A 13,325-nucleotide genomic window follows, 5' to 3' on the forward strand; every position below is an offset into this window, starting at 1 on the left:
TACGGGGTTTTGAAATTGCCATAAATAGCTTTCGCTCAAAGCCGCTGATCATAGATTTAATTAAGCGAATTGATCCACTCGGCAATCTTCAGCACATCGGCCTCGGGAACATGCGGCATTGGTGCCATAGGTGTTGCATAATCCGGCCAGTTCTGAGGTTGCGGATTATACACGAGTTCCTTGATCTTTTCATTTGTATAATTGCGCTTCGCGATATCCTTCCATGCGGGACCAACCTGCTTGCTATCTTTTCTGTGACAGGCTGAACAGGTCCATTTATCCAATAACACCTTGATCTCAGCGTCTGTCGGAGCCTTCGCAACTGCCACAGTAGCCGACGGCTTCACCGCCCGATCCGGTGAAGAAGTCCTGGCAGCGGGTAAAGCGGCCTTCTTCTCTTCAGCCTTTACTTCTACTGAATTATATGTACTCAATTCAGCAGACGGTAATTTCGGACCAGTCGGAATATTATTCAGGGTATAGTAGACTTCCTTGTGCAGGAGCGGAACACCATTCTTAGACCTGAGTCCGTCCAACATAATTCGATGCACATAATACTGCTTCGGATTCTCAAGCACCAATCGGAGAGACATGCCGTCATCGGCAACCTTAACTCCGGCAAGCGCCATATTGGTCATATCAATGGGCGGACTTCCATAAACAGGGTGATATTTAAATACAAAGCTCTGAACATAGAATGACGCAAGATCCCTTGCGGTTTCAGGGTCCACCGGTTCGGTAAATGTAATTTCAAAACCATCGGGCTTTGCATGCACCTCCCTCATTTCGAATGGTTCCTTGCCTGTGTAAACCAATCGCTGGAGACCCTCGGTCGCTTCTCCTGCAGAACCCCATCCCCGGTTGGTTTCACCCACAAACAGGGATCCATCATTTGCCCAGGCCATCCGAAGAACACCAGACTGAAAGCCACTGCGGAAATCCCATGCAGCACCCTGATACTCGCCATTCACTTTTTCAAGGAATACACGCATGATTTTCGATTGCCCCTGGTCGCCAATAAGAACCTGTCCGGAAAAAGCCCCGAATGATCCCTCAGGTATTACCTGTATATCGGAATTTGAAATTCCAAGAACCCCATGTGGAAGCCAGACAGAAGGCAACTGTAATTCAGGGAATTTTTCCTTCACCTCAAAAAGAGTGATATAATCTTCCTTCATGATGTTTTCCGGTTTGATATACCGGCCGCTTTCATCTCTTTTCTGGCGCGGATCAACCTCCGCGTAAAGTTCCTCGGTCGTAATATGTACCGGCGAGTTGCTGGCACCTGTCCACCGCAGTCCGGCCGGATGACCTGTAAAAGCGCCTTTCTTCACGTGCCACAGCGCTCCCGATCCGATCCAGTCGCCCTGGTTATCCGTGTAGAAAAACTCCCCGTCGATCATACCCAGGCCCGCCGGGGATCTCATTCCTGTTGCCCATGGTTCCATCTTCCCGTCAGGAGAAATTTTCATGGTCCATCCCCGCCACGGAACACGGCTCTCACCGCGCCACCACTCTTCATCACCAAACGCTACATTGCCCGTGACGAACATGGATCCGTCCGGCGCGAATTTCGGCCCGAAGCTGTACTCATGATAATGTCCGGAGAGTGGCCAGGCATAAACCGTTTCAAATATATCAGCCTTACCATCAAAATTGGTGTCCTCCAATCGGGTCAGTTCACTACGTTGCGCGCAGTAAAGGGAACCGTCACGGTATGCCAATCCAAGTACTTCATGGAGGCCCGATGCAAACAAACGGAAATATGGCTGGGCACTGGTTGGATTTTCAACGACGAAAACATCCCCCCGCCGTGTGGCCACTGCAAGATTGCCATTGGGCATCATCGCAAGACCTCCAACTTCCAGAAGGGTTCCTTCGGGAGCAGCTACCCGCACAATTTTATAATAGTCATCTTCCGGATTATCCTGTGCGTTCAGATTGCCCGTGAATACGACGGCCAACAGAGAGAAAAGCAGGATTCCAATATTCTTTATTTGATTATTCATACCCATTAAAATATTATCTGATAACTGAAATTTGACTGTGCCGGCACCTGCAGCACCATGGAACCATCCGGCATTGATCGAACGGTACTGGAAGTGCCTTCCGAAGTTTTAATGAAATAGTCGCCATCAACCCGATACAATCCCTTTCCTATATCACTGATATTCTTACCATGTGCCAGTCGTATTTGGTATCCGCTTCCAAGACCTTCCATTCGAATGGTGCGATTTAGTCCGCCCCCATCTGCTGCTGCTACAATCTGATCGGTTACTTTGCCACCGAAAATATCGTATATAAACAAGGGCGTTGTCTCACCCTCAAGCCGGTAACCGCGTGTCCTGAAAGAGGTTCCCGTAGTATCGGAACTCCAGGTGCCATTGCCCACGATCAAATTATTTCCGTCGAGCATGGTAACCGCTCCAAGCGGCCGGGCTGAACCATCACCCCGATCATTCCACATAGGTGTGGCATTCATAAAATTCCCATGCCAACCCTGAACAATGGCTCCGTGATCCATATCATAGGTATAATGAATGCCTTGCTCGGTACCTACAGAAACAGCACGGATCAGGCGGGTCCCTCCCTCGATATCAACAAAACTCCTGTGCACCGCCGGGGCATGTACGAAGATCGGGCTCGTGGCTGTAACCATATTCACATTTTCATCATGAAAACTAACCCATCGAATCCCGGGGCCGCGTGTTGCAAAACGCAATCCCGTTGCTGCCCAATCGTATATTTTACCATAAAGCAATTCAAAATCATGTTCGCCGGCAGCCAGTGTGGCCTTTCCATCACCGCCCCATTCACGTACGGCAATCACCTCGTTTCCATCAATCATCAGACGTCCTGCACCTCCGTTGAACATGGCCCCAAAATCATATTCCCCGGGTGTATTGATGATCATCTTACCCGTATAACGCAGTAAAAACGGACCTTTTACACTGCTCACCGAAGGAGTAATGATTTCGGCACTTCCCGATGCAACCGGGGTTAATGTCGAAAAATCCGGAACATCCATGAACAGACCTTTGTAAACCTCATAGGTCATTCCTTCAATAACAGGAACCGGATTATTAAATGTTGTGATCTTCATATTTCGGAACGCAACCCTGCCATGATCACCCTGGATGCGGATAGGGCCTGTGGGTGATTCCTCCCCCCACGCACCGCGCGTTGGACCGGATAGCTCCACATCCGACTGGATCTCAACACCATTGAGCACAATGCTCAATATTCTTGCATTCTCGACCTTCTCCCCGGCGTCGTTAAACCTTGGTGCCTGAAATGAAATGCTCATTGTCTGCCAGAGCCCGGGCGCCCGGCTGGCATTCTGCCGCGGAGCATATCCTTCGTAGCCTGTCTGCTTATCTTCCATCCACCGCTCATAAATACCACCGTTGTCGCCTGATGTGGGGTTTTGCTTCTTCCAGCTGTCCAGCAGCTGAATCTCATACCGGCCCTGCATATATACCCCGGAGTTCGAACCGGGAAACATCATATATTCAAAAGAGAGATCGAAATCACTGAATTCCTCAGAGGTTCTGATGTCCTCCCCTTTATTTTTTTTCGAAGGCAGATTGACAAAAACACCGGATCCCTTTGCTGTTTCATAGGATCCGTCAATTGGATTGACCATGATGTCCCCTGCTTCTTCCCAACTTTTCGAAGGGTTTTCGAAATCCGACAGGTTCAATTGTTTTTCCTGCGCGAATAAACAGGTAACCGCCAGGAAACCGACAGCTACCGTACTGAAATATTGTTTTATCATAAATTAAGAAATTTTAGCCCCTGCTGTCTCAAGCAATGCTTTCGTTGCACGAATACCTTCAAATTCCGACAGTTCATTCCCTTCATATTCAACATCGATCCAGCCGGTGAAGCCCGAATCCTTCACAATCTGAAGCATGCGATAATAATCGATTTCTGTTTCGTTTCCTTCGGCATCAAAATTATGTGTCTTACCACTCACCCCTTTCGCATAGGGCATGAGTTCCTCGACGCCCTTGTACATATCATACGATTCAACACATCCCTCCGGTCCACGCTGAATACAGAAATTTCCTAAATCAGGCAGCGTCCCGCAATAGGGAGAATTCACCTTCTGCATCACACCGCTTAACCATGTTCCGTTGGAACTGTATCCCCCATGGTTTTCAACGATCACGTTGATGCCTTCTTTCGCGCCATATTCGGTGAGTCTACCCAGCCCGTCCACAGCTGCGTCTGCCACTTCTTCTGCAGTTCCGTTTCCGGCAGCATTCACACGAATCGAGTGACATCCGAGATATTTGGCGGCATTGATCCATTTATAATGATTTTCGACGGCCTTGATGCGCTCCTTTTCATCGAGGTTGCCCAGTTCACCCTCACCATCACACATGATGAGTAAATTCTGAACATCGTTGTCCTTGGCACGCTGATTAAGTCCGTTCAGATAATCCATATCCTCTGCCTTATCCTTAAAAAACTGGTTTACATATTCCACACCTCCAATGCCAAACTCCTGACGGGCAAGAACCGGAAAATCAATAGGCTTGATATCCCCCATTAAAACAGATGAAGGATCTTCCCGCATCATTTCACCAAATTTCTGCCAGCCCAGCTCAAAACTTTTGCCAAAATAGCTCTTGTGCAGTGACCATTGTGCAAGTGAAATCTTGAAAAATAATTCAGGATCTGCCACTACACTAGCGATTTCCTGTTCACCTTCTTCCTGATTTTCAGCGGCTTTGCCACATGCTGTTAATACTGCCGAGGCACCGGCGTATAATCCTAGCGACCCCAGTCCTAGCGTCCGGGCAAAATGTCTTCTTTTTATTGTCATGATGATATGATTGGTTGAAAGTCAAAAGTTAAGGAATTCCCGTCATTTTTTGAGTACATTCACAAAAATCGACGACTTTCAATTATCTATGGAGACACAGAAAACCGCGGTCATAACAGGCGCCAATCGCGGAATTGGTCTGGAGACCTGCCGCCAACTCGGAAAAAAAGGGTATCACATTTTTCTTACTGCGCGGTCAGAACAGGCTGGCATCAAAGCACGGAATAAACTGATCAACGAAGGATTACAAGTCTCCTTTCATACACTTGACGTGAGCAGCGAATCATCGGTCCGACAGTTTGCTGCCAGGCTTGAAGAAAATGAAAGAACAGTGGATGTACTCGTTAATAATGCCGCCATATATTATGACACAGAACATGAAGCTTCCAATCCGGATTTCCAAATTGTTAATGCAGCATTTCAAACCAATGTAATCGGTCCCTGGATGTTAACTACCGCCCTGCTGCCTTGCCTGATGCGTTCCCGTGCACCGCGAATCGTGAATGTTTCCAGCGAAGCCGGTGCCCTGAACGGAATGGGCGGCGGAACTCCTGCCTACAGCATATCCAAGGCCGCCCTGAATGTGCTTACCATCAAGCTGGCTGCTGAATTACGTGAACACCATATGAAGGTCAATGCTGTTTGCCCCGGATGGACACGAACTGATATGGGCGGGCCCGGTGCGCCAAGAAGTGTAGCTGAAGGAGCAGCCGGTATCGTGTGGGCGGCAACCCTGGATAATGACGGACCCACAGGAGGTTTTTTTCGGGACGGAAAACCAATTTCCTGGTAGAAGCGTAGGATGATTATAAAACTGTTGTGTATTTGATATATTTGCCGCTATGAGCTGGTTGTACGGACTGAGTCTGGTTGATAAAATTCTCATTGCACTTTTCCTGGTGTTATACGGATTGTATTTTTTCCGTCTGATTGTCATCAGCAGGAAGTTACCAACGCGTTTTAATGGCATAACCTTTAAATTTCTGCTTCGTTCGCTATACTTCACCCTACTGGTCATCGCGCTGATCGGTCCTTCCTTCGGGGAATCAAAGCGTGAAGTAAAGAGCGTAGGTAAGGACATATTTTTACTCGTTGACCTTTCAGAGTCAATGGAGGCCAACGATGTGCAGCCCACCCGGCTTGCGAAAGTAAAGTTTGAATTGAAGAATATTGTGGAAGCCTTCAGTTCAGACCGGCTGGGAATCATTATATTTTCTTCGGAAGCTTTTATGCAGGCACCGCTTACTTACGATCAGAATGCGCTGAACCTGTTCATAGAAACACTGAATACCGGGCTGGTGCCAAACGCGGGGACTGATTTCGGTCCGCCGCTGCGCATGGCACTTGAAAAGTTACAGGACGATGACTCGCCTGTTACGCAGCAAAAATCAAAGATCATCATACTCATTTCCGATGGCGAGGACTTCGGAGACGACACATCCGAGGAGGTTGATAAAATAGAAACCGCAGGAATACGTTTGTTTACACTGGGTGTGGGTACCGAGAAGGGAAGTAAGATCAGGAATCGTTCCGGTTTCAAAAAGGATCGCGAAGGACAGGATGTGGTTACCCGGCTGGAAAGCAGGTCACTTCGTAAACTTGCCAGTGACACAGAGGGAAAGTATTTTGAGATAAATGCAACCAGAAATGATGTTTCTCGGTTAATAAATACCGTGAACTCCATAGAAGGAGAAGTTCGGGATACCCGACAGATTGATGTATCAGCGAATCGTTTTTATTATTTCGTGATCATCGCGCTTGGGTTGATTTTGGTGGATATTTTCACCAGCTTTAAGACTGTTCGAATATGAAATACCTTATTGCACTTATATTACTTGTTATGCCGTTGAGTGATCTGGACAAGATCGCCACAGTGAACAAACACAAAAAAGAGGCTCGTGAGGCCTACAATAATGGTGATTATGCGACAGCACTTACCCACTACCGCTTTCTTATTGATTCCCTGCAGGTAGAGGAACCCGAAGTTATGCTGAATATGGCCAATACGCTTTATCAGCTGAACGATACCACCCGCGCAATCGAGCGATACGCCTCCCTGTACGACACACCCGACAAGACCGTACGTTCCGTGGCAAACCAGCAGCTTGGCGTTGTTTACAATAAGATGCTTCAGAAGCCTGAAATGGCATTGGAATACTTCAAGCAGGCGCTGAAAGACGATCCGACCAATGAAGACGCGCGATACAACTATGAGTTGCTGAAAAAGGCCCTGAAGGACAAGGAGAAGGAAGAACAAGACCAGGATCAGCAGGAGCAGGATAAAAAGGAACAGCAGGACAAGGACAAGCAGCAGGAAAACCAGGATCAGCAAGACAAGAATTCCGAACAGGAAGAGCAGAAGCAGGATCAGCCATCCGACGAGAAAAAGCAGGATCAGGAAGGAAAGGAAGGGGAAGAAAACCAGGAAGAGGAATCAAAAGATCAGGAACAGCAAAAGGATGATCCCAGCAAAGATCCAAAAGAGCAGAAAAAACAGGAGCCTAAAGACGGTGAACCTGATGAGAATGACGACCAGCAAAATGAGGATCAGCAGAATTCAGTCGCCGAGAAGCTCAAGGATATGAAGATCTCCGAAGAGAAGGCGCGTATGATACTGGAGGCCATGAAAAATAATGAGATCCAGTATTTCCAGCAAAACAAGCGCAAGCCAACAAAAAAGAGGGATACATCCAAGCCCGATTGGTAATATCTGTCCTCAATTCCTTACTTTTGCAGCGTTCAATCGTTTGCAATAAAATATTCCATTTATATGAAAAAAGTAGTCATCGTTTCAGCGGTAAGAACCCCTATTGGTAGTTTTGGCGGAAGTCTTTCTTCCTTAACAGCCATTGAACTGGGTACAGCGGCCATTAAAGGCGCCCTCAAATCAGCCGGCGTAAATGCTTCGGAGGTCAATGAAGTATTTATGGGTAATGTAGTTTCTGCTAACCTGGGCCAGGCACCCGCCCGTCAGGCCGCAGTCGCCGCGGGAATCGGCTATAATGTTCCCTGTACCACCATCAATAAAGTGTGTTCTTCCGGAATGAAGTCGGTTATGCTGGGCGCTCAGTCCATCATGTTGGGAATGAATGATGTGGTTGTTGCCGGTGGCATGGAAAGCATGTCGAATATCCCCTATTATATTCCCAAGGCCCGCTATGGCTACAAATATGGTAATGGCGAGCTGGTAGACGGTTTGGTGAAAGATGGATTATGGGAAGTTTATTATGGCTTTCCGATGGGCAATTGCGCAGATAACACAGCACGGGAAATGAACCTTACCCGTGAGATGCAGGATGAATATGCCATTAAAAGTTATAAACGTTCCGCCGAATCCTGGGAAAAGGGTAAATTCAAAGGAGAAGTGATTCCTGTGGAGGTACCGCAGCGTAAAGGAGATCCGGTGGTGGTATCGGAAGATGAAGAGTTCAAAAACGTTCATTTTGATAAAATCCCTGCCCTGCGACCCGCATTCAGCAAAGAAGGAACTGTAACTGCTGCCAATGCCTCCACCATCAATGACGGGGCATCTGCCCTGGTGCTCATGAGTGAAGAAAAAGCGGCTGAACTGGGCATTAAACCACTGGCTGTGATCAGGGGATTTGCCGACGCGGCACAGGATCCCATCTGGTTTACCACAGCACCGGCCCTGGCAATACCCAAAGCCATGAAAAATGCCGGGGTAACAAAGGATGAAGTAGATTTTTATGAAATCAATGAGGCCTTCTCTGCTGTTGCACTCGCGAACATCAAGGATCTGGACCTGGATCCCGAAACCGTTAATGTGCATGGAGGTGCAGTCGCCCTGGGTCACCCGCTCGGAGCAAGCGGAGCCAGAATCCTCACGACGCTATATCACGTTCTGGATCAGAATAAAGGAAAGATCGGTGTGGCGGGTATCTGTAACGGCGGAGGAGGTGCATCCGCGATCGTTATTGAAAAGATCTGATAAATTAGTAATTTCCCGATACGGTCTGTACGAAAAATAATTGCCGGTCGTTTTTTAATGCTATGAGACTATTTTTTATACTGGTACTCACCTTTAGCTATGCCGCATGCTGGTCACAGGTTGAACGACGTACCTATTATGATCCTGAACAGGAATTTCTCAAAGAGGTCTATTTCGTCGATAAAAATGATACCTCCCGAATCGTGGGTACCTATACCCGATATTATCCCAATCAGACCAAGGCCGCAGAAGGGGTTTATGTAGACGGACTGAGGGATGGTATGTTCAGTGAATATTACGAGGATGGGAAATTACAGCGGACGATTGTCTTCAGTAAAGGCATGCGGAACGGGCCGGTGATGATCTATGACGAGCGTGGCAATATTGTGCAGCGGGCCAGCTTTGCCGAAAACAAGCTTTCCGACAGCCTTTACCTGTACTACCCGAATGGTAATATCAGAAGCAGAGGCCGTTTTGTGAATGATAAGCCGGAGGGGACGATCCTTGAATACTATCCTGACGGGGTTCTGAAGGCTGAAATAAATTATGCAGAGGGTAAGCAGAACGGACTGTTTAAGATGTACTATGCAAGCGGTACTTTACAGAGTGAAGGGAGCTATCTGAATGGCATTTTAACCGGTAATTATAAAAATTATTATCAGAATGGTCAGCTCGACAATGAATCAGAGATGCTTGCCGGTGAGCGCAGCGGGGTTTTCCGGGATTTCGATGAAGAAGGCAACCTGTTGCTGGAAGGCCATTACCTGAACGGATCACTTCAGGGTGAAAACAAAGCATACTATTCCGATGGGACATTAAAACATCTTTTCAATTACAATCAGGGCATTAAAACAGGCCTGAACACCTCCTACTATCCCAATGGGCAAAAGGAAACGGTTGAAAATGTAGATGGTGAGCGACATGAAATTGAGCGGTATAATTCAGCAGGTAAAATTAAACTACGCGAAGTACGGGTCAATGATGAACTGGATGGGGTTCAGGAGGAATTTAATGATGCCGGTATCAAAGTGCGTGAAACCCATTTCATGAAAGGACAGCGACACGGGATATACCGTGAGTTTTATGCTGAATCAGGAAATGTAAAAAAAGAAATCACATATGGCTACGGGGCCATAACGGGAGAGGTAAAGACCTACCATTCCAACGGACAGCTCGCCAGTAAAACCCCCTACAGCGCCACAAAAATGCATGGTGATTACAAGGCATGGCACGAGAATGGCGTGGTGGCCACTGAAGGTGAATACGGTGGTGGAAAGAAGGTTGGAACCTGGAAATTCTTCAATCAGGAAGGAGAGCTTGAGCGCACAGAGACCTATCTTCGGGGACAACTTGTGGAAACCAGCACCGGGCCCTTCTGATTATCAACTTTTTCGTATCTTCACCCTGCATGAATGCATTAAAAGAAACCAACTTCAAATTTCACAATCAGGATCTGTTCTATCGCGGCAAGGTACGGGATGTCTATTACTTCGGTGAATATATGGCGATGGTCGCCACAGATCGTATTTCAGCCTTCGATGTAATTCTACCCGAGGCGATTCCGTTCAAGGGTCAGGTTTTGAATCAGATTGCCCGGCAAAACCTGCAGATGACCCGTGATATTTGTCCGAACTGGCTCCTTTCCAGTCCCGACCCAAATGTAGCCATCGGATTGAAATGTGAACCCTACAAAGTGGAAATGGTAATTCGCGGTTATCTGGCAGGCCATGCCTGGCGGGAATACCGGGATGGTAAAAGAGAGATTTGCGGCGTTCCTATGCCGGACGGACTGAAGGAAAATGATAAATTACCTGAACCCATCATTACTCCAACCACAAAGGCCATGGAAGGTCATGACGAAGATATTTCACGACGTGAAATCCTTGATCAGCATATTGTGCCTGCTTCTGAATATGAAGTGCTTGAAAATTATACGCGAAAGCTTTTTGCCCGCGGAACAGAGATCGCTGCCAAACAAGGCCTGATCCTGGTTGATACAAAATATGAATTCGGCAAATACGGTGAGGATATTTTTCTTATCGATGAAGTACATACGCCCGACTCATCGCGTTACTTCTACAGTGACGGCTTTGAAGAGCGGCAGCGAAACAGCGAACCACAGAAGCAACTCTCGAAAGAGTTTGTACGCCAATGGTTAATAAGTGAAGGATTCCAGGGAAAAGAGGGCCAGCGCATACCGGAAATGACACCGGAAGTGGTAAATTCAATTTCGGGTCGATACCTCGAGCTCTATGAAAAATTTACAGGTGAAGCGCTCGATAAACAGGATTATTCCAATGTACTGAAGCGAATAGAAGAGGCCATTGACTCATCCATAAATAAACTGACAACAACATAGCAAATAAGAAAGACATGAAGTTCACAGTAGACAAACAGGAAAAATATACAATTCTGAAGCTGCATGAGGAAAAGCTTGACTCCAGTGTGGCACCTCAATTGAAATCAGAACTGATCACACTCCATGCGGAAGGTGTAAAAAATATTATTCTGGACCTTTCTGAAGTAAAATACACGGATTCATCTGGCTTATCGGCACTGCTGGTCGGAAATCGGATCGTAAATGAATCTGATGGAATATTCATTATGTCAAGACTTTCAGACCATACCATGAAACTGGTGAAAATCTCACAGCTGGATGGCGTCTTCAATATTTTACCTACTGTGGAGGAAGCCGTTGATGCTGTTTTCATGTATGAAATTGAACAGGAACTTCAAAGCGACGAGGACGACGACGAGGATTGACCTTTCAGCTGAAAATATTGGGTTCAAATTCTGCCACACCCGCTTATGGCAGGCATCATACTTCGCAGTTTCTTACTATCGGAAATCATAATTTCCTCGTCGATTGCGGAGAATCATCTCAAATCCAGATGCAGAAGTTCAGGTGCCGTTCTACCAAGATCAACCATGTCTTCATTTCTCACCTGCATGGTGACCATTACCTTGGACTCATGGGTTTTATCTTTACCCTGCATCTTCTGGGACGGACGCGGGACCTGCATATTTTCGCCCAGCGCGGACTTGATGAGATCATCACACTTCAGCTTAAACATTCCGATACACGACTGAAATACAGGATCATATTTCACACGCTTAACCCTGAATCGCCGGAATTGATCTTTGAAGATCACCTCGTTACCGTTCATTCCTTTCCGCTTACGCATAGAATCCCCTGCTGCGGCTTCAGGTTTTCAGAGAAACCAAAGCCAAGGAGGATCAATAAGGATTTATTGCCTGAAAACATAGGTGTCATCGAAATCCAGGCACTTAAAGCAGGGGAAGATGTACTGAACCCGGATGGAACCATAAAATACAGCTTTACCCAACTTACACTTCCCCCAAGAAAGAGCCGTTCCTATGCTTACTGCAGCGATACCGCATATGACGAATCCATCATTCCCCATATCAGTGGGGCAGACCTCCTATACCACGAGGCAACTTTTCTGAATGGCCGGGAGGAATGGGCACATCAGACATTCCACAGCACGACATCACAGGCAGCAACCATCGCAAAAAAAGCAAATGTGGGACAGCTTCTTATTGGCCATTATTCGGCCAGGTACAGGGAATTGACAGAATTTCTAAATGAAGCGACAGACATTTTTCCGCGAACTCTGTTAGCAACAGAAGGAGAAACCATTGAACTACCCGACTGATGAGCTCATTTGATAAGAAAAAGCAGCGTCTCTTTATTGTCCTCACAGGAATATTCCTGACCAACGCGCTGCTGGCAGAAATGGTTGGAACCAAAATATTTTCCCTGGAAGCCACACTAAATCTTGCTCCGGCACAGATCAATGTCTTTTCAGATTGGGTGCTTGATTTTAACCTTACTGCAGGTGTCGTACTTTGGCCTGTCGTATTCATTACAACGGATATCATCAATGAGTATTTTGGCCGGGCAGGAGTAAAAAGGATCACATTTCTTACCGTAGGATTTATTATTTACTCCTTTCTGATCATTTCAATTGTCACCCGGCTTGATCCGGCGCCGTTCTGGCTCGATGTGAATTCGACCACTCCCGAAGGCGAACCTTTTAATATAAATTATGCCTTTAACAAGGTGTTTTTACAAGCGGCAGGAATCATAATCGGATCCCTCACAGCTTTTCTGATCGGTCAGTTCCTCGATGTATTTATCTTCCACAAACTCAGGTTTCTTACCGGAAGCAAAATGCTTTGGCTACGGGCGACCGGATCAACACTTGTTTCACAATTGATCGACAGCTTCGTAGTCCTTTTTATCGCCTTCTACTTTCTGGCGTCTGCCGAAAACCGGTGGTCCATAGATCAGGTGTATGCCGTAGGAACCATAAACTACATCTATAAATTCATCATTGCCATTGCACTTACGCCCCTCCTCTATCTGGCTCATGCCATCATCGACAAGTACCTTGGAAAGGAAAAAGCTGAGGAACTCATGGAAGAAGCGGCCAGCAATAGTCAGAAGCTTATCTGACCAATAAATTACTTCAGCGGTTATTGATAATTGGCGGCGTTTTGTAAATTCCGGTAACCAAT

The 13,325-nt window shown here is 46.8% G+C and carries 12 protein-coding genes; 9 read left to right on the top strand and 3 right to left on the bottom strand.

The genetic code is table 11. The features are described from left to right. Window positions 1-56: 56 nt before the first annotated feature. The 3 genes from LDX50_RS01445 to LDX50_RS01455 are packed head-to-tail and all read right to left on the bottom strand — an operon-like array spanning window position 57 to window position 4,834. Complete coding sequence (locus tag LDX50_RS01445; protein ID WP_225696621.1) at window positions 57-2,009, bottom strand: c-type cytochrome; 1,953 nt, start codon at window positions 2,007-2,009, stop codon at window positions 57-59. Between the two features lie 5 nt (window positions 2,010-2,014). Further along, on the bottom strand, window positions 2,015-3,778 hold the full coding sequence (locus LDX50_RS01450) for a 3-keto-alpha-glucoside-1,2-lyase-like domain-containing protein (RefSeq protein WP_225696622.1): 1,764 nt from the start codon (window positions 3,776-3,778) through the stop codon (window positions 2,015-2,017). 3 nt (window positions 3,779-3,781) lie between these two features. Continuing rightward, a complete protein-coding gene (locus LDX50_RS01455) occupies window positions 3,782-4,834 on the bottom strand; it encodes a sugar phosphate isomerase/epimerase family protein (RefSeq protein ID WP_225696623.1) in 1,053 nt (350 codons plus the stop codon). Window positions 4,835-4,922: 88 nt separating this feature from the next. On the opposite strand from LDX50_RS01455, the gene LDX50_RS01460 reads away from it, so the two are divergent. The 9 genes from LDX50_RS01460 to LDX50_RS01500 all read left to right on the top strand — a co-directional run bounded on the left by LDX50_RS01460 (window position 4,923) and on the right by LDX50_RS01500 (window position 13,263). After that, the gene (locus tag LDX50_RS01460) at window positions 4,923-5,627 is read left to right on the top strand and encodes an SDR family oxidoreductase (RefSeq protein WP_225696624.1); all 705 of its coding nucleotides are present in this window, start codon (window positions 4,923-4,925) and stop codon (window positions 5,625-5,627) included. A gap of 49 nt (window positions 5,628-5,676) precedes the next feature. Next, a complete protein-coding gene (locus LDX50_RS01465; RefSeq protein ID WP_225696625.1) occupies window positions 5,677-6,645 on the top strand; it encodes a vWA domain-containing protein in 969 nt (322 codons plus the stop codon). After that, a complete protein-coding gene (locus tag LDX50_RS01470; protein WP_225696626.1) occupies window positions 6,642-7,541 on the top strand; it encodes a tetratricopeptide repeat protein in 900 nt (299 codons plus the stop codon). Before LDX50_RS01465 ends, LDX50_RS01470 begins: the two co-directional genes overlap by 4 nt. A 63-nt stretch (window positions 7,542-7,604) precedes the next feature. Further along, window positions 7,605-8,783: an acetyl-CoA C-acyltransferase gene (locus LDX50_RS01475; RefSeq protein ID WP_225696627.1), complete on the top strand. Its 1,179-nt coding sequence runs from the start codon at window positions 7,605-7,607 to the stop codon at window positions 8,781-8,783. A 62-nt stretch (window positions 8,784-8,845) separates the two neighbouring features. Continuing rightward, window positions 8,846-10,162: a toxin-antitoxin system YwqK family antitoxin gene (locus LDX50_RS01480; RefSeq protein ID WP_225696628.1), complete on the top strand. Its 1,317-nt coding sequence runs from the start codon at window positions 8,846-8,848 to the stop codon at window positions 10,160-10,162. 29 nt (window positions 10,163-10,191) lie between these two features. Next, a complete protein-coding gene (locus tag LDX50_RS01485; RefSeq protein WP_225696629.1) occupies window positions 10,192-11,142 on the top strand; it encodes a phosphoribosylaminoimidazolesuccinocarboxamide synthase in 951 nt (316 codons plus the stop codon). A 14-nt stretch (window positions 11,143-11,156) separates the two neighbouring features. Further along, window positions 11,157-11,546 carry an STAS domain-containing protein gene (locus LDX50_RS01490; protein ID WP_225696630.1) on the top strand — a complete coding sequence of 130 codons (390 nt, stop codon included), beginning with the start codon at window positions 11,157-11,159 and terminating at the stop codon, window positions 11,544-11,546. Then, a complete protein-coding gene (locus LDX50_RS01495) occupies window positions 11,543-12,460 on the top strand; it encodes a ribonuclease Z (RefSeq protein ID WP_225696631.1) in 918 nt (305 codons plus the stop codon). Before LDX50_RS01490 ends, LDX50_RS01495 begins: the two co-directional genes overlap by 4 nt. After that, entirely contained in the window at window positions 12,460-13,263 is an 804-nt protein-coding gene (locus LDX50_RS01500) for a queuosine precursor transporter (RefSeq protein ID WP_225696632.1), read from the top strand. The genes LDX50_RS01495 and LDX50_RS01500 overlap by 1 nt, the downstream gene beginning before the upstream one ends. The last annotated feature ends 62 nt before the right edge of the window (window positions 13,264-13,325 follow it).

The organism is Fulvivirga sedimenti, assembly GCF_020328055.1.